18 protein-coding genes are annotated in these 16781 nt (G+C 64.5%); 11 read left to right on the top strand and 7 right to left on the bottom strand.

The window, feature by feature from the left end:
- Positions 1–281 precede the first annotated feature (281 nt).
- Positions 282–1688 carry an MATE family efflux transporter gene (locus BVH06_RS02790; RefSeq protein WP_075933109.1) on the bottom strand — a complete coding sequence of 469 codons (1407 nt, stop codon included), beginning with the start codon at positions 1686–1688 and terminating at the stop codon, positions 282–284.
- 114 nt (positions 1689–1802) lie between these two features.
- On the opposite strand from BVH06_RS02790, the gene pdxB reads away from it, so the two are divergent.
- Positions 1803–2954: a 4-phosphoerythronate dehydrogenase PdxB gene (pdxB, locus tag BVH06_RS02785; RefSeq protein ID WP_075933108.1), complete on the top strand. Its 1152-nt coding sequence runs from the start codon at positions 1803–1805 to the stop codon at positions 2952–2954.
- 16 nt (positions 2955–2970) lie between these two features.
- Here pdxB and BVH06_RS25670 read toward each other — a convergent pair whose 3' ends face one another.
- Entirely contained in the window at positions 2971–3147 is a 177-nt protein-coding gene (locus BVH06_RS25670; RefSeq protein ID WP_168172878.1) for a PA1571 family protein, read from the bottom strand.
- Positions 3148–3314: 167 nt separating this feature from the next.
- Between BVH06_RS25670 and BVH06_RS02780 the strand changes: the two genes are divergently transcribed.
- Positions 3315–3887, top strand: coding sequence for a DUF1287 domain-containing protein (locus BVH06_RS02780; protein ID WP_075933111.1), 573 nt, complete (start codon positions 3315–3317; stop codon positions 3885–3887).
- 59 nt (positions 3888–3946) lie between these two features.
- On the opposite strand, the gene BVH06_RS02775 is transcribed toward BVH06_RS02780, so the two are convergent.
- A complete protein-coding gene (locus BVH06_RS02775; RefSeq protein WP_070887068.1) occupies positions 3947–4234 on the bottom strand; it encodes a DUF3509 domain-containing protein in 288 nt (95 codons plus the stop codon).
- A gap of 113 nt (positions 4235–4347) precedes the next feature.
- The gene (locus tag BVH06_RS02770; protein WP_075931448.1) at positions 4348–4569 is read right to left on the bottom strand and encodes a hypothetical protein; all 222 of its coding nucleotides are present in this window, start codon (positions 4567–4569) and stop codon (positions 4348–4350) included.
- A 587-nt stretch (positions 4570–5156) separates the two neighbouring features.
- Here BVH06_RS02770 and dnaX point away from each other — a divergent pair.
- The 6 genes from dnaX (at position 5157) to BVH06_RS02740 (ending at position 12594) form a co-directional block, all read left to right on the top strand.
- Positions 5157–7268, top strand: a complete 2112-nt coding sequence (gene dnaX, locus BVH06_RS02765; protein WP_075933107.1) for a DNA polymerase III subunit gamma/tau — start codon at positions 5157–5159, stop codon at positions 7266–7268.
- Positions 7265–7591 (top strand): YbaB/EbfC family nucleoid-associated protein, encoded by a 327-nt coding sequence (locus BVH06_RS02760; protein WP_013791929.1) that lies wholly within the window; start codon positions 7265–7267, stop codon positions 7589–7591. Before dnaX ends, BVH06_RS02760 begins: the two co-directional genes overlap by 4 nt.
- A gap of 258 nt (positions 7592–7849) precedes the next feature.
- Positions 7850–8449, top strand: a complete 600-nt coding sequence (gene recR, locus BVH06_RS02755; RefSeq protein WP_013791928.1) for a recombination mediator RecR — start codon at positions 7850–7852, stop codon at positions 8447–8449.
- A gap of 103 nt (positions 8450–8552) precedes the next feature.
- The gene (locus BVH06_RS02750) at positions 8553–9059 is read left to right on the top strand and encodes a sigma-70 family RNA polymerase sigma factor (RefSeq protein WP_075933106.1); all 507 of its coding nucleotides are present in this window, start codon (positions 8553–8555) and stop codon (positions 9057–9059) included.
- A 3-nt stretch (positions 9060–9062) separates the two neighbouring features.
- A complete protein-coding gene (locus tag BVH06_RS02745; protein ID WP_075933105.1) occupies positions 9063–10010 on the top strand; it encodes a FecR domain-containing protein in 948 nt (315 codons plus the stop codon).
- Between the two features lie 115 nt (positions 10011–10125).
- On the top strand, positions 10126–12594 hold the full coding sequence (locus BVH06_RS02740; RefSeq protein WP_075933104.1) for a TonB-dependent siderophore receptor: 2469 nt from the start codon (positions 10126–10128) through the stop codon (positions 12592–12594).
- A 217-nt stretch (positions 12595–12811) separates the two neighbouring features.
- Here the strand turns inward: BVH06_RS02740 and BVH06_RS02735 are convergent, their stop codons facing one another.
- Positions 12812–13723 (bottom strand): AraC family transcriptional regulator, encoded by a 912-nt coding sequence (locus BVH06_RS02735; protein ID WP_075933103.1) that lies wholly within the window; start codon positions 13721–13723, stop codon positions 12812–12814.
- 276 nt (positions 13724–13999) lie between these two features.
- Here BVH06_RS02735 and BVH06_RS02730 point away from each other — a divergent pair, with 276 nt between their 5' ends.
- Both BVH06_RS02730 and BVH06_RS02725 read left to right on the top strand, forming a co-directional pair.
- Positions 14000–14737 carry an SDR family oxidoreductase gene (locus tag BVH06_RS02730; protein WP_075933102.1) on the top strand — a complete coding sequence of 246 codons (738 nt, stop codon included), beginning with the start codon at positions 14000–14002 and terminating at the stop codon, positions 14735–14737.
- 59 nt (positions 14738–14796) lie between these two features.
- Positions 14797–15072 carry a putative quinol monooxygenase gene (locus tag BVH06_RS02725; RefSeq protein WP_075933101.1) on the top strand — a complete coding sequence of 92 codons (276 nt, stop codon included), beginning with the start codon at positions 14797–14799 and terminating at the stop codon, positions 15070–15072.
- Between the two features lie 59 nt (positions 15073–15131).
- On the opposite strand, the gene BVH06_RS02720 is transcribed toward BVH06_RS02725, so the two are convergent.
- Together BVH06_RS02720 and BVH06_RS02715 are read right to left on the bottom strand one after the other, a co-directional pair.
- Positions 15132–15560, bottom strand: coding sequence for an organic hydroperoxide resistance protein (locus tag BVH06_RS02720; protein WP_073264773.1), 429 nt, complete (start codon positions 15558–15560; stop codon positions 15132–15134).
- A gap of 189 nt (positions 15561–15749) precedes the next feature.
- Positions 15750–16199 (bottom strand): MarR family winged helix-turn-helix transcriptional regulator, encoded by a 450-nt coding sequence (locus BVH06_RS02715; RefSeq protein ID WP_075933100.1) that lies wholly within the window; start codon positions 16197–16199, stop codon positions 15750–15752.
- Positions 16200–16387: 188 nt separating this feature from the next.
- On the opposite strand from BVH06_RS02715, the gene BVH06_RS02710 reads away from it, so the two are divergent.
- A complete protein-coding gene (locus BVH06_RS02710; RefSeq protein WP_075933099.1) occupies positions 16388–16780 on the top strand; it encodes a hypothetical protein in 393 nt (130 codons plus the stop codon).
- Position 16781 lies beyond the last annotated feature (1 nt).

Here is a 16781-nt window from a genome sequence, read left to right as displayed (position 1 = left end):
GGGTCGCGGCTCCTACGCGACCGTGGATGCACTACCAATCATGTAGGAGCGTCGCCCCGGCGCGAAAGCGATGGTGGCCTTGCTGCAAGGCCAGCGTCGTACGTGCGATTCGCCGCGGGGTCGCGGCTCCTACGCGGTCGCGGATGCACCACCAATCGAGTAGGAGCGTCGCCCTCGGCGCGAACGATGGTGGCCTTGCTGCGAGAACCGGGGTCGTAGGTGCGATTCGCCGCGGGTCGCGGCTCCTACAGGGATTCTCGGACACTGCTTGCGCCGTCTTGCTATGAATTAGCACTCGGATGCGTGCGACCTGACGCTTCGATCAGCCAGATTCGCCGTTTGGCGCTGATCTTCAGGCGCAGGGTGAGCATCAACGCGGCGCAGGTCAGGCCGACGATCAGGCCTTCCCACAATCCTGCCGGGCCGCTGGCGGGGCCGAACAGGTCGGTCAGGCCGAGCACATAGCCGACTGGCAGGCCAATACCCCAATAGGCGAACAGCGTCATGATCATGGTCGCCCGGGTGTCCTGATAGCCACGCAATGCACCTGCGGCCGTGACCTGGATGGCATCGGAGAACTGGAACAGCGCCGCATAGACGATCAGGCTCGCCGCCAGGGCGATGACCTCGGTTGCCGGCGTGTAGATCGCGGCAATGTCCTCGCGTAGCAACAACATGCAGCTCGCCGATACACAGGCGTACGCAAGGGCGGTGACCATGCTCACGCCGGCGGCGAAGCGCGCGTCACGCGGGGCGCCGCGGCCCAGCGCCTGGCCGATGCGAACGGTGGCGGCCATGCCGATGGAGTAGGGGATCATGAACACCAGCGAGGCGAAGTTCAGGGCGATCTGGTGGCCGGCCACCACGGTAGCGCCCAGGCTGCCGATCAGCAGGGCGATCACCGAAAAGATGCTGGCCTCGGCAAATACCGAAATGCCAATAGGCATGCCGATACCCAGCAAGCGCTTGATCGGCGCCCAGCGTGGCGGCTCGAAGCGGCGCAGTGGCGTGGTTTGCCGATAGGCCGAGGCGCGCCGAACCCAGACGATCATCGCCAGCAGCATGAAGGCCATCACGCCCGCCGTGGCCCAGCCGCAGCCCACGCTACCAAGCGGCGGGATGCCGAGCTTGCCGTAGATCAGCACGTAGTTGAGGGGGATGTTCAGTAGCAGGCCGAGCAAGCCGATCACCATGCTTGGCCGTGTGCGGCCCATGCCGTCGCTGTAGCAGCGCAGCACGTGATACAGCGCCACGCAGGGAAAACCGAAGGCCACGCCGTGCAGGTAGCCCATGGCAGGTTCGATCAGGTCTTCATCGACTTTCATCACGCGCAGGGCGAATTCCGCGTTCCACAACAAAACGCCCGCCACACTGCCGACAGCCAGCGCCAACCACAGCGCCTGGCGCACCAGCGGGCCGATCTCGTCGAGTTGCCCGGCACCGAAACGCTGCGCCACCTTCGGCGTAGTGGCCAGCAGGATGCCGGTCATCAGCAGGAACACCGGCACCCAGATCGAGTTGCCCAGGGCCACGGCGGCCAGGTCGCGGGCGCTGAAGCGGCCGGACATCACGGTATCGACGAAGCCGATCGAGGTGTACGCCAGTTGCGCGACGATGATCGGCAGGGCAAGGGCGAGCAGCGTGCGCAGTTCGGCGCGCACCCGCTGCAGGCGGGATTGGGCAGGCATGACAAGGTTCACAGGGCAGAGAAAACCGTGCAGTTTACGCGCTGACGGCTCGGTCAGGAAAGGCGCAGCGGCGCGCTTGCAGGTAGAATGCCTGACGGTTTGTGGAGAACTGCCATGCGCATAGTCGCCGACGAAAACATTCCCCTGCTCGACGAGTTTTTCGCCGGTTTCGGCGAGATTCATCGCTTGCCTGGCCGCGCCATCGACCGTGCGGCAGTCGCCGATGCCGAGTTGCTGCTGGTGCGTTCGGTCACGCCCGTCGACCGCGCGCTGCTGCGGTGCAGCCCGGTGCGTTTCGTCGGTACCTGCACCATCGGCACCGATCACCTGGATCTCGACTACTTCAGCGACGCCGGCATCGCCTGGAGCAGCGCGCCGGGCTGCAACGCCCGTGGGGTGGTCGACTACGTGCTGGGCAGCCTGCTGGTGCTCGGCGAGCGCCTTGGCGCCGATCTGGCGCAGCGTACCTATGGCGTGGTCGGTGCCGGGCAGGTGGGCGAACGGCTGATCAGGGTATTGCGCGCCCTGGGGTGGCGGGTGCTGGTGTGCGATCCGCCCCGGCAGCGCAGCGAAGGCGGCGATTATGTGAGCCTGCAGCAGATCGTCGAGCAGTGCGACGTGATCAGCCTGCACACTCCGCTGGCCCGGGATGGCGAGTTCGCCACCCGGCACCTGATCGACGCCGAGGTGCTGGAGCGGCTGCGTCCGGGTACCTGGTTGATCAATGCCAGCCGCGGGGCGGTGCTCGACACCACGGCGCTACGTGCGTATTTGCAGAGTGGCGCCGATCTTCACGTGGTGCTGGACGTCTGGGAAGGCGAGCCGCTGGTCGATCTCGAACTGGCCGCGCTGTGCCATATCGCCACGCCGCACATCGCCGGCTACAGCCTGGACGGCAAGCTGCGGGGCACCGCGCAGATCTACCAGGCGTTTTGCCTTCATCAGGGCATCGAGCCGACGATTTCGCTGGAGTCGTTGACGCCGCCACGCTGGCTGCCGCGCCTGAGCATCGCCGCGGGCAGCGACCCCGCCTGGGCGCTGGCCACGGTGTGCCGGGCGATCTACGACCCGCGCCGTGACGATGCCGATTTGCGCCGCAGCCTGGTGGTGGACGAGCAGGCGCGCAAGGCCGGCTTCGACCTGCTGCGCAAGCGCTATCCGATGCGGCGTGAGATAGAAGGACTGGAGGTCGAGCTGCGCGGCGTGGACGAGCCGCTGGGGGCGCTGATCAGCGCGCTGGGCGCGCGCGTGATCAACGTGGCATAGCGAGGCCTGCGCAGTGTCAGCTAGCGGTGTCCTGCTGGCTGGCTGCGGCGGCCTTGTCGAGCTCGCTGCATGCTTGCTGGATCATGCTTTCGGTAATCGGAATTTCCCGACCATTAGGGTCGATGAGTGCGCCATGGGCGAGCTCACAGGATGTATCGGACTGCGGTGCGTGCTGCTTGTCAGTGCTGCTCATTATGGTCTCCTCATCAGGTGGGGCGCATTGCCGAAGGCGACGACTTCATTAGTGATGGGGGCATCCCAATATGGCTTCAACCGTGCCCAGCCATACTGTCGCAAAAAATTACCGGATAAAGAAGAGACACCGTCGAACGGTTTGGCCATGAAAGGAGGCAATGCGTGCTGAGAACGGGATTATTGCTGCTGGGCTGCCTGCTGAGCCTGCAAGTGGCAGCCATCGAGCCGGCCGAACTGGTGAGCGGGGCACGCGAGCAGATCGGCGTGACCCTCTCATACGATCCCGCCTACCGGCGCATCGGCTATCCCGGTGGAGACGTGCCGATGCAAACCGGGGTGTGCACCGACGTGGTCATCCGTGCCTTACGCTTGCAGGGCCTGGATCTGCAGAAGGCGGTGCACGAGGACATGGCGGCGAACTTCTCGGCATACCCGAAACAGTGGGGTCTCAAGCGCCCGGATCGCAACATCGACCACCGCCGCGTGCCCAATCTGATGACCTGGTTCCGGCGCCAGGGCATGGCGCTGCCCGTCGTACGCGAGGCTGATGCTTATCGAGCCGGGGATATCGTCACCTGGGATCTGGGCCGTGGGCAGACCCACATCGGCATCGTTTCCGATCGGCTGTCCGCAGCGGGCGAACCGCTTATCCTGCACAACATCGGCGCCGGTACGCGGGAAGAGGCCATCCTGTTTCGCTTTCCCATCACCGGCCATTACCGCTTCACGCCAGGCTAGCTGCACAAACGACGAAGCCCCGCGCCTTGTGGGCAGCGGGGCTTCGGTTGGAGCGGCAATCAGGCGTGGTGGTAGCTGATGACGCTGTCCTGCTCCTTGAGCACCTTGCGCATCTCCGCCGGAATGTTGCCAGCTCTGACGGCCAGCTCCAGGCGGATGTCTTCGAGGCTCTGAGCAAAAGCGTTCGAATCGTTGATCTGCAGTTTCTGCAAGACCCGGCTGTAGGCGGTGGTGTCCGCTTCATCGATCAGGGAAAGAACGATGCTACCGTCCGGGCGAGGCCGACTGAAGGTGGCACGTAGTGGGGCGAATAGCTTCTCGACAAGCTGTCGATTACCATTTTCCATTGACGAACTCCAGTTTACGTAGGAACCCCTATGAGTGACTGGAAATCATTTAGTTCGACGATGGCTGCTTTTTCGCGCCCTTATAGTGATGAATTTCGCATTTGTTTCGATATTCAGCGACGCAGCGCCTTGCGCGTACGCTCGATCACGCCTGGCAGCGTGTCGGCGCTGTACTGGCCGGGGTAGAGGCGCTGGGTGTGCTGAGCCACACCGGTGTGGTCGACCACGGTGAAGCTGAAGCTGCCCTTGCGTGCCGCCAGAATATGGCAAGCCAGCGGGGCGAATGCGTTTGAAAGGGTATGGATAGCGGTCTGGATTTGTTGAGTGGTATTCATATTCGGGTGTTTCCTGTACTGCAGGCGCATGATCGCGCCATAAAAAATAGGGCTCCGGTCATTGGCTCATGCCAACGGGATTGGTTATCGGAGCGAGCTGCGCGCTTTTAAGTTCAACCTATATAGGGTGAGCCAACGGGCCATTTGGGAACCTGGGCGAGGCAATCAGTGCGAGGCGAAGACTGGCGAAAAAGCACCGTTCACGAGCTGTAAACGAGCATTTCGACGAGCCTGGCTTCAACGCAACAATGGCAATGCAGAGGGTTCTCTAGCGGCTTGCTGTAGCGGGTCTGTACTTCGGAAGACTGGCGAGGTCAGCGCATGAGCGAGACGGCCAGATCAGTCAGCGGAGGGGGTCATGGCAGGGATGCGTGCATCGATTGGATGCCGATTGCCAGGAAACCATCAGGAAGGCCCAAGGGCCGGATGACTTGCAGCGTGGTACGAACGGAGCGGATCATACACGGCTGTATAAAAAATAGCCAGCGTCATTTTCATCTTTTCGCGGCCGCCGATCGGCGTCGCACTGGCTGGTCGATTTGAGCTAGCATTAGCGCTCTTTTGCTTTCCTCTGGCGACGGTTTTCAATGAGTTATCAGGTTCTTGCACGCAAATGGCGCCCGCGTTCCTTTCGCGAGATGGTCGGGCAGACCCATGTGCTGAAAGCGCTGATCAACGCACTCGACAGCCAGCGTCTGCACCATGCCTATCTGTTCACCGGCACCCGCGGGGTGGGCAAGACCACCATCGCGCGCATCATTGCCAAGTGCCTGAACTGTGAAACCGGTATCAGCTCCACGCCCTGCGGCACCTGTTCGGTGTGCCGGGAGATCGACGAGGGTCGTTTCGTCGACCTCATCGAAGTGGACGCCGCCAGCCGCACCAAGGTCGAGGACACCCGCGAGCTGCTCGACAACGTGCAGTACTCGCCCAGCCGTGGGCGCTTCAAGGTCTACCTGATCGACGAAGTGCACATGCTGTCCACCAGCTCCTTCAACGCGCTGCTCAAGACGCTCGAAGAGCCGCCGCCCCACGTCAAGTTCCTGCTCGCCACCACCGACCCGCAGAAGCTGCCGGTCACCGTGCTGTCGCGCTGCCTGCAGTTCTCCCTGAAGAACATGCCGCCCGAACGGGTGGTCGAGCACCTTAACCACGTGCTGGGCGCCGAGAACATTCCTTTCGAAGACGATGCCCTGTGGCTGCTCGGCCGCGCCGCCGACGGTTCGATGCGCGATGCCATGAGCCTCACCGATCAGGCCATCGCCTTTGGCGAGGGTAAGGTGCTGGCGGCTGACGTGCGCTCCATGCTCGGCACCCTCGACCACGGTCAGGTGTATGGCGTGCTGCATGCGCTGATCGAAGGCGACGCCCGCGGCCTGATCGAAGCGGTGCGCCAGCTCGCCGAGCAGGGCCCGGACTGGAGCGGCGTGCTGGCCGAGATGCTCAACGTGTTGCACCGCGTAGCCATCGCCCAAGCGCTGCCCGATGCGGTAGACAACGGCCAGGGCGACCGCGAGCGGGTTCTGCAGCTGGCCCAGGCGCTGCCGGCCGAGGATGTACAGTTCTATTACCAGATGGGCCTGATCGGCCGTCGCGACTTGCCTTTGGCGCCAGATCCGCGCAGCGGTTTCGAGATGGTGCTGTTGCGCATGCTGGCGTTCAGGCCGGCGGGCGAGGGCGATGCCCCGAAGGTGGCGCTAAAGCCACTGGGGATCAGCCAGGCCAAGGCTGATCCCCAGGTAACCCCGGTGGCCGACGCAGCGCCTGCTGCGTCGCCAACCATTGCCAGTGCTGCGCCTCAGGCGCCTGCCGGGCCAAGCCAGCCAGCTGTGCCCAGCCAGCCGGAACCGCCCGCCGTCGAGCCGCCCGCTGCGCCAGCTGTCGTCGCACCCGCGGCGACTCCAGCCGTTGCGCAGGCGCCAACCGTCACGCCACCCTGGGAAGAGATGCCGGCCGAAGTCGAGCCTGCCGCGCCCGCCCCGGTGGTCAGCGAAGCACCTGCGCCGGCCCCGGAGCCGGTCGTCGCAGCGTCTGTGCCACAACCGCCAGTCGCCGTACAGCCGCAGCCCGAACCTGCCGCCGAGCTGCCCGTTCCGGAGCTGGCCGAGGTGCCGGTTATCGACACCAGCGACCTCAATCCGCCGGACAGCGATGACGAGCCGCCACCTGGCGACTACGACTATGTGTCGATGGACGTCGACAACCTGGATTACGATTTCGCCGATGCGCTCGGAGGCGATCAGCCCCAGGCCGAGCCCGAACCGGAGCCCGCGGCGATGCCCGCCACCGGCTTGGCCGCCGAATGGCTCGAGCTGTTCCCCAAGCTCGGCCTGAGCGGCATGACCGGCAGCATCGCCGCCAACTGCACGCTGATCGCCGCCGAAGGCGACAAGTGGCTCTTGCACCTGGACCCCGGTCACAGTGCACTGTTCAACGCGACCCAGCAGCGCCGTCTGAACGATGCCCTCAACGCCTACCATGGCCGCGAGATGCAGCTGAACATCGAGCTGATCAAGCCCGAGCAGGAAACCCCGGCCCAGGCCGCCGCCCGCAAGCGCGCCAATCGTCAGCGCGAAGCCGAGGCCTCGATCCAGAACGATCCGCTGGTGCAGCAAATGATTTCCCAGTTCGCCGCCTCCGTGCGTGCGGGCAGTATCGAACCCGTCGATAACGTCGAACTACCGAGGACAACATCATGATGAAAGGTGGCATGGCCGGCCTGATGAAGCAGGCGCAGCAGATGCAGGAAAAGATGCAGAAAATGCAGGAAGAGTTGGCCAACGCCGAGGTCACCGGCCAATCCGGTGCCGGCCTGGTTAGCGTGGTGATGACCGGTCGCCATGACGTCAAGCGCGTCAGCCTCGACGACAGCCTGATGCAGGAAGACAAGGAAATCCTCGAAGACCTGATCGCCGCCGCCGTCAACGACGCCGTGCGCAAGATTGAAGCCAACAGCCAGGACAAGATGTCTGGCATGACGGCGGGTATGCAGCTGCCGCCCGGCTTCAAGATGCCGTTCTGATTGGCACGTGCCGTCCAGCCGACGCACATGGCTGCGTTGCCGTCGGGCTCGGAATCCTCATGTGCAGTAGCACACTGCGGTTCCTCGCCCGTCAGCGCCTTGCTCTGCACGCCGTCTGATCGCTACCGTAATTCGCTGGGCCAGCGGTAAGGCAGGTTGCACCCCGTCGGTGATCGATGGGTGTCGCCTGCGCGGTTCGGCCCATGCTACGTCTTACCGTTACACCTTTTCGCTTCATCCTCTTCGAGCACTCGCCCCATGAGCTTCAGCCCCCTGATCCGCCAACTGATCGAATCGCTGCGCATCCTGCCCGGTGTCGGCCAGAAGACCGCCCAGCGCATGGCGCTGCAACTGCTCGAGCGCGACCGCAATGGCGCTCAGCGGCTGGCCCAGGCACTGAGCCAGGCAATGGAGGGCGTGGGTTACTGCAAGTCGTGCCGCAGCCTGAGCGAGAGCGAGCTTTGCCAGATTTGTGAAGACCCGCGCCGCGACGACAGCCTGCTCTGCGTGGTGGAGGGGCCGATGGACGTGTATGCCGTCGAACACACCGGCTTTCGTGGGCGTTACTTCGTGCTCAAGGGCCACTTGTCGCCCCTCGATGGCCTGGGGCCGGAGGCCATCGGCATTCCCGAACTGTTGGCGCGCATCGAGGCGGGGCAGTTCAGTGAAGTGATTTTGGCCACCAACCCGACGGTGGAAGGCGAAGCGACCGCCCATTACATCGCCCAGCTGCTGGCCGGCAAAGGCATGGTCGCTTCGCGCATCGCCCACGGCATGCCGCTCGGTGGCGAGCTGGAGCTGGTCGATGGCGGCACGCTGGCTCACGCTCTGGCAGGCCGTCGGCCGATCAGCCTCTGATTGGTACTGGGGCGTCACGCTGGCAGAGTTAGGAATACCTGTAATTTGTTTCTGAGAAGCATTACCATTCGTGCGTTATCCCCGCACGGTGATGGTGTGCTCGATGTCGTTCGTTTCCTCCCAACAGTCCTTGCAGCAGCTGTATCTCGAGCACAGCAGCTGGCTGAACGGCTGGCTGCGCAAGCGCATGGGCTGCGCGGAAAACGCCGCGGATCTTGCCCAGGACACCTTCGTGCGCCTGCTCGCCAAGCACCGCGAAGTGCCGTCACTGCGTGAACCGCGGGCTTATCTCTCGACCATCGCCCATTCACTGCTGGTCAACCACTGGCGTCGCCAGGCGATCGAACGCGCCTATCTCGACGCTCTGGCGATGCAGTCGGAGCCGCACGCACCGTCGCCGGAAACCACCGAGCTGATCATCGAAACCCTGCTGGCCATCGACGCCATGTTGCTGCGCCTGCCCGCCAACGTGCGCGAGGCGTTCCTGCTTTCCCAGCTCGACGGGCTGACCTACGCCGCTATCGCCACGCGCCTGCAGGTGTCCGAGCGCATGGTCAAGAAGTACATGGCCCAGGCCATGCTGCAGTGCCTGCTGCTGGCCGAGGGTTGAGCCGTGGCGCCCGATCACGCTGCCTTGCAGCAGGCTGCCGAATGGTTCGCGGTGCTGGCCGATCCGCCAATCAGCGCCCAGCAGCAGCGTGCCTGGCAGCAATGGCTGGCGGACCGCCCCGAGCACGCCGCGGCCTGGCTGCGGGTCGAGGCTATCAGCAGTCAGTTCGCCAGGCTGCCTGCCGATACCCACCGCCGCGCCGCGGCTCAGGCCTTGCGCAGCCCTGCACGCAGCCGGCGGCAGGTGCTCGGGCTGTTCGCCGTGCTGGGTGGCGCAGGGTTGTTGGCGGCTGCCGGGCAAGGCCGGCCCTGGCGTACCTGGCTGGCCAGCGAGCGTACCGGCACCGGGGAAATCCGGGATCTGCGCCTGGCCGATGGCAGCCACCTCTGGCTGGCCAGCCGCACTGCCGTGGACATCGATTACAGCGCCTCGATCCGGTTGTTGCGATTGCTGCAGGGCGAGGTGCTGCTCGACACCGCCAGCGACCCGCGCCCGCTGCTGCTCGATACCCGGCACGGCCGGCTGCAGGCCCTCGGCACCCGGTTCAGCGTGCGCGAAGGCGAGGATTTCACCCAGCTCAGCGTATTCGCCGGGGCCGTGCGTATCGAGCCGTCGCCCGTACGCGCCGCCCAGGTGCTGCAGGCCGGCCAGCAGGTGCGCTTCAGCGCCAGCGATATCTCTGCCAGCGAGCCCGTTGACCAGGCGCGCCAGGCCTGGAGCCGCGGCATGTTGCTGGCCAATGACCGGCGCCTGGGCGATTTCATCGCCGAGCTGGCCGAATACGTGCCCGGTTACCTGGGCTGCGATCCGCGGGTGGCCGATCTGCGCCTGGTCGGCGCTTATCCGTTGTGCGACACCGGGCGCATTCTCGACGCCCTGGCCGGCAGCCTGCCGATCCGCGTCAATCGGCGGTTGCCCTGGTGGGTGACGGTAGAGCCGCTGACCGGCTGATGGCCTGCCGGTGAAATTATTCTTGCCAATGCGGTTCCCCTTTTTCGATCTCGCTTGGCCTCAGTGCATCCGGCCCTTGCGCACCCTGCGCGGGCGATGTCTCGAGGACTGCTGCATGTCGTCACCGCTCTGCTTTTCGCCCCTTGCTCTGCGCCGTTCGGTCCGCCTGGCCACCCTAGCCCTGGCGGCCTGTTCGCCGCTGTTCGTGCAGGCCCAGGCCGTCGATGCCGGCAGCCATCAGCAGGCGACGCGCAGCTACCAGATTCCGGCTGGGCCGCTGTCGGCGGCACTGAGCCGTTTCGCAGCGGAGGCGGGCGTGCTGCTGTCGGTCGATGCGCAGCTGACTGCCGGCAAGCAGAGCCCGGGCCTGCAGGGCGAGGCGGGTGTGGACGACGGCTTCGCGCGGCTGCTGCAGGGCAGCGCCCTGCAGGCCGTCGCCGATGGCAGCGGCGGCTACTCCCTGGAAGCTGCGGCGCCAGCCGGTAGCGCTTCGCTGGAGCTGGACAGCACCGATGTACGCGCCTTCGCCCTGGGTAATGCGCTGGGCAGCATGGACGGCTACAACGCCACCCACAGCAGCGTGTCGACCAAGACCAGCAAGGCGCTGGCGAAAACCGCGCAGAGCGTATCGGTGGTCACCCGCGAGCAGATCGAGCGCCAGGGCGCGCTCACCGCTGCCGATGCCATGCGCTACAGCCCGGGCGTGCTGACCAATCCTTATGGCAACACCCATCGCTACGATTACCTGGCGATTCGCGGCATCAACGACGGCTCTGTGGACAACATCACCATCGATGGCCTGAAGTCCATGGGCGATCCTGGCTCCTACAGCAGCCTGCAGATCGACCCATACTTCATCGAGCGCATCGACATTCTCAAGGGGCCGTCTTCGGTACTGTACGGGCGCAGCAACCCGGGCGGCCTGGCGGCCATCAGCACCAAGCGCCCGGAGTTCACCCAGTCCGGCCGGGTGGACCTGTCCTATGGCAACAACGCCCGCAAGTCCCTGGGCTTCGACGTCACCGGGCCGTTGAACGAGAACATCGCCTATCGGGTGGTCGGCCTGGCCAAGGACGCCGATGCCCAGGCCGATCACGTCACCGAGACGCGCTATGCGCTGATGCCCAGCCTGGCACTGAATCTCAGTGATGACACGTTCATGACGCTCTACGCCTACTTGCAGGACGATCCCAACGGCGGCTATCACGGCAGTCTGCCTGCGTCTGGCACCGTGCACAAACGCAACGGGCAGCGCATCTCGAGCAGCTTCTTCGAGGGTGACCCGGCCATCGAGGAATTCACCCGCACCCAGCAGATGCTTGGCTACGAGCTGGAGCACCGCTTCAACGACACCTGGAGCGCGCGGCAGAACTTCCGTTACCTGGATGCGCGGGTGTCGAACAGCCAGGTCTGGGGTTCGGGCTACGTCAGTGCCAACAGCAACGAACTGTTCCGTGGCTACAGCGGTGGCCAGGAGCAGTTGCACGCCTGGATCGTCGACAACATGCTGCAGGCCGATTTCGCCACCGGCGCAGCCCAGCACACCCTGGTGCTGGGCCTGGATTATCAGTACTCGAAGAACAAGATCGCCGCTCAGAGCGATACCGCAGGCGCACCCATCGACGTGTTCGACCCGGTGCAGAATTACGGTGACCTGACGGCCTTGCGTTCTACCAACGATGCCCTGCGGCGCCAGAAGCAGACCGGCCTGTACCTGCAGGACCTGGTCGAGATCGACAACTGGAACCTGTCCTTCGGCCTGCGCCAGGACTGGTACGACGTATCCATCGATGACGAGATCAGCGGCAAGGACGACAACCAGGGCGAGAAGCTCAGCGGCCATGTCGGCGTGCTCTATGCGTTCGATAACGGCCTCTCGCCCTACGTCAGCTATTCGACCTCGTTCAACCCGACCTCCAATTACTCCAGCGGCGCGCAGATCCTCGACCCGACCACCGGCGAGCAGTGGGAAGCCGGCCTCAAGTTCCAGCCGCCTGGCACGGACGATCTGTACACCCTGTCGTTCTTCAACCTGGAGATGGAGAACCTGTACGCCAAGGAAAACAGCCTGGTCACCGACAGCTTCTACAAGGGCGTGGGCGGCATCCGGTCACGTGGCGTCGAGCTGGAGGCGCGCTTCAAGCCGGTCGACAACCTGCAACTGATCGCCGGCTACACCTATGCGGACGTTTCCTACAGCAAGTCCTACTTCGTCAACGATGGTGCCGCTGTGGTGGACGCCAAGGGCAATACGCCGCCGCAGACGCCCGAGCGTATGGCCAGCCTGTGGGCCGATTACCGCTTCAGTGACGGCGCACTGGCCGGTTTGACCGTCGGAGCCGGCGCGCGCTATGTCGGCCACAGTGAGGGCAGCGAGCTGAACGACTTCGACGTGCCGTCCTACACGCTGTTCGATGCGTCGGTTGGTTATGACCTGAGCCAGGTCGGCTTGAAGGGAACGTCGCTGCAGCTCACTGCCAACAACCTCACCGATGAGTACTACGTGGCGTCCTGCTACTCGGCAAGGGCCTGCTACCTGGGTGAAGAGCGGACGCTGACGGCGACTGTCACTCAGCGTTTCTGAGAGACGGCTTTGTCGCTGCGTTCGGATTCATCGACGGGGGCTGCAAGGTAGCAGTAGCGGCCGTTCCCCGATCCACTGTAGGAGCCGCGACCTCGCGGCGATTCGCTCAGGCACCGCCGAAATAGGCAGTCAGGCTGCAATCGTTTCGCCCCGAGGTCGGGGCTCCCACAGGTTGGTTTGAGTGGCTGCTCCGCCCCTTTCAGCAGCCCTTTTACGCTCAGCCTGCATTGCGCAGGCGGTGCATGTCGCGCAGCGGTGGGGCGCCAAACAGGCGGCTGTATTCGCGGCTGAATTGCGAGGGGCTCTCGTAGCCGACGCGAAAGCTCGCCGAGGCCGCTTCCAGGCCTTCGCTGAACATCAGCCGACGCGCCTCCTGCAGGCGCAGCTGCTTCTGATACTGCAGCGGGCTCAGGGCGGTGACGGCCTTGAAGCGATGGTGCAGGGTCGAGGCGCTGAGGTTGACCTCGCGGGCCAGTTCCTCGATGCGCAGCGGCTTGTCGTAATGCCGGTTGATCCATTCGATGGCCCGGGCGATGCGGTGGCTCTGGCTGTCGGCCATGACGATCTCGCGCAGGCGCTGGCCCTGGGGGCTGCGCAGCAAGCGATAGAAAATCTCGCGCAGGGCCAGCGGCGCCAGCATGCCGGCGTCGCGGGGCGTGTCGAGCAGGCGCAGCAGGCGAATCACCGCATCGAGCATCGACGCGTCCAGGCGGTCGACGAACAGCGCGCGGCTCGGGCCGGGCGCCGGCAGGCCGATCGGCCCGGCGGCGGAGAGCAGTTCGCTGATCACCGCCGGGTCGATGTCCAGGCGTACGCTCAGGTAGGGCTGCTCGGGGGTCGCTTCGATCACCTGGCCGGTGACCGGCAGGGTGACCGACGCCACCAGGTAGTTGAGCGGGTCGTAGTAATACTGCTCGGCACCCAGGCGAATTTCCTTGCGGCCCTGGGCGATGATGCACAGGCACGGCCGGTAAAGCGTCGGCATCGGCAGGCTGGGCGCCGTGGTATAGGCCAGCCCGAGGCCGTCGATAAGGGTATCGTGCATACCCTCGGTCGGGGTGTTCTGCTGAATCAGGTGGGCCAGTTCGCGTTGGCGAAAGGCCAGGTCATCAGGCTGGTCGGCTTGCATCATGTACTCACTCGCGAATTTGTGCGAAGCCTATCCGGGAATTGCCCAGACGTCCTGTACGGCCATCGATCTTCGGAGTATTGGGCAAGCGTTTCGCAGCATTAGGCAATCGTCTGCGCTACATGCCGCGAACTGAGCGGGTGAGGGCGGCGCTTTAACGAATATCCGCACGATCAGGCAAGAATGTTCCAGTATCCGGCTAACGTGAAAGGGGCCTCGGCTCCTACTCTGGATCCATCGCGGCACCGTTCGCCGCACTGACCAGAGGATCGCACCATGAACGATATCCAAGAAAAAGTCGTACTCATCACCGGCGCCAGCAGTGGCATTGGCGAAGGTTGTGCACGCTTGCTGGCCGAGAAGGGCGCTCGTGTCGTGCTCGGCGCCCGCCGGGTCGAGCGCCTCGAGCAATTGGTCGAGGAGATTCGCGCGTCCGGAGGCCAGGCCATCGCCCGCCGCCTGGACGTGACCGACGCCGCCGACGTGCAGGCCTTCGTCGATGCCGCCATGGCCGAGTACGGCCGCGTCGACGTGCTGCTCAACAATGCCGGGGTGATGCCGCTGTCGATGATCGAGGCGCTGAAGCTGGACGAGTGGAATCGCATGATCGACGTCAACATCCGCGGCGTGCTGCACGGCATCGCTGCAGCCTTGCCGGTCATGCAGGCCCAGCGTAGCGGGCAGATCATCAACGTGGCGTCGATCGGCGCCTACCGGGTCTCGCCGACCGCGGCGGTGTACTGCGCCACCAAGTACGCGGTGCTGGCGATCAGCGACGGCCTGCGTCAGGAGGTCGGTGGCGACATCCGCGTCACCCTGGTGTCGCCTGGCGTGGTGGAATCGGAACTGGCCGACAGCATCTCCGATGAAGGCGCCCGCGACGCCATGCGCGAATTTCGCAAGGTGGCCATCAGCCCGTCGGCCATCGCCCGGGCCGTGGCCTATGCCATCGAGCAACCGGCGGACGTCGACGTCAGCGAACTGGTGGTGCGCCCGACGGCAAGCATTCACTGACAGGGCAATGCCACGGCGAAACCGCCGTGGCATTGCCGACTGGATCTAGGGAGAAAAACATGACCCTGCAAACCCACATCACCGTGCTCGAAGCCGCTCCTGGTCGTTGTGAGGAACTGGGTGGCTACCTGCGTGACCTGCTGGAGCCGACACGCCGGCTGGACGGTTGCCTGGTGTTCGAACTGCAACGTGATCGCCGACGCTGGCAGTTGCACAGCCGCTGGCGCAGCCCTGCCGACCTCGAGCGCTACTTCGCCCAGCCGCTGTTGCAGGAGGTGCTCGGTAGCGCATGGAGGAGCGGGGCGATCCAGCACCTGCAAAGCCGCGCTGCCTGACGGCAGAAAACGCAAACGCCCCGGTCATGCCGGGGCGTTTGCGTTGGTGCGGCGGGCGCTTACTCGACCAGCGTCAGAGTCACGTCGATGTTGCCCTGGGTCGCGTTGGAATACGGGCAGACGATGTGCGCCTTGTCGATCAGCGCCTTGGCCTCTTCACGATCCAGGCCCGGCAGGGTGATCTTCAACTCCACTTCGATGGCGAAGCCAGTGGGCACCGCGCCGATGCCGACGATGCCTTCGATCCAGCTGTCCGGCGAAACCTTGTGCTTGTCGCGCGCCGCGACGAACTTGATCGCGCCCAGGAAGCACGCCGAGTAGCCGGCTGCGAACAGTTGCTCGGGGTTGGTACCCTGGCCGCCTGCGCCGCCTAGCTCCTTCGGTGTGGTCAGCGCGACATCGAGCACGCCGTCGGAGGAAATGGCACGGCCCTCACGGCCACCAGTGGCTTCAGCGTAGGCGCGGTAGGCAACGGTTTCGATAGACATGGTGAAATCCTCGTATTTGATTTGTGCGATGTTTGTTGGTGCGCAATTCAATTGCTCGAGGCGAACTCTAGTCGTGATTTAGTTTGCGCGCAAGGTATTTTCGAGAAGTCGCAAGATTGCCGGTCCTGAATCGTCTCGACGACGCTCAGTGTAGACCTGGGCTGTTACCTGTCGATTGCACGCCTGTGCTCAGAGGCTGTCCTGCAATTGCTTGCGCAGGGCGGTCAGCTCGGCGGTGAGCTTGGCTAGGCGCTCGGCCGTCTGGGCGCTGGCATCGAGGATGCAGCCGGGAATCTGTCGGGCCTCGGCGTGCAGGGCGCGGCCCTTGTCGGTGAGGTGCAAGTGCACAACGCGCTCGTCGGCGCTGCTGCGCTTGCGGTCGATCAAGCCCTCGGCTTCCAGGCGCTTGAGCAGAGGGGTGAGCGAGCCAGGGTCGGTGAGCAGGCGCGCGCTGATCTCGCTCACGGTGATGCCGTCGCCTTCCCATAACACCAGCATCGCCAGGTACTGCGGATAGGTCAGGCCGAGTTTCTTGAGCAGCGGCTTGTAGATCTTGGTCATCATCAGCGAGGTCGAATGCAGGGCGAAGCACACCTGGTTGTCGAGCAGCAGATCGGCGCAGGTGTCGTCGGTGGTCATGGAAGCTCCGGGATGAGGGCAGGCAAGGGCGCAATTTAGCGCGCCGGTCCGGTCGATGCCAGCCAAAGCGGCAGCGCATGGCGCCACTAGGCAGCCTGCAGCCGGCGCTGGTCACCTTGCCAGTGCCCATCTGGCATACAATGTCGCACCGCTTGTGCGGCACCGATCAGTCGTCAGGGAGTGAACACATGAAGAGTTTGATGGCGAGTTTCGCCGTGCTGTTGCTATTGGCCGGCTGCACTACGCCCGGCAAGCCGCCGGCGTTGCAGGTGCCGGTGACCGGCAAGATCAACCCGACCCGAGTGCAGGTGACGCCGAGTGACGCCGATATCGAAGCGGCCAAGTCCAGCCTGTTTACAGCCATCGATGCCGATGGGGTCGAATTCGACTCGCTGTTCGGCACGGCGGCCAACGTAGCCGGCGATGATCTGGCGGTGTGCGGCTTCGCCAAGCGCGACGATCAGGACGGTGCGCTGTATTTCGCCTATTACAACGGCGAACTGCTGCTGTGGGATGAAGCCGCGCCCCACGGCACCAGCACCGAAAACCAGTTCCTGGCGATGATCTGCTCCTACCGCTAGG

This window comes from Pseudomonas sp. PA27(2017) (genome assembly GCF_001945445.1).
Classification (GTDB): Bacteria; Pseudomonadota; Gammaproteobacteria; order Pseudomonadales; family Pseudomonadaceae; genus Aquipseudomonas.
The sequence above is the reverse complement of the archived record's forward strand: the minus strand, read 5'-3'. Positions and strand labels throughout refer to the sequence as shown.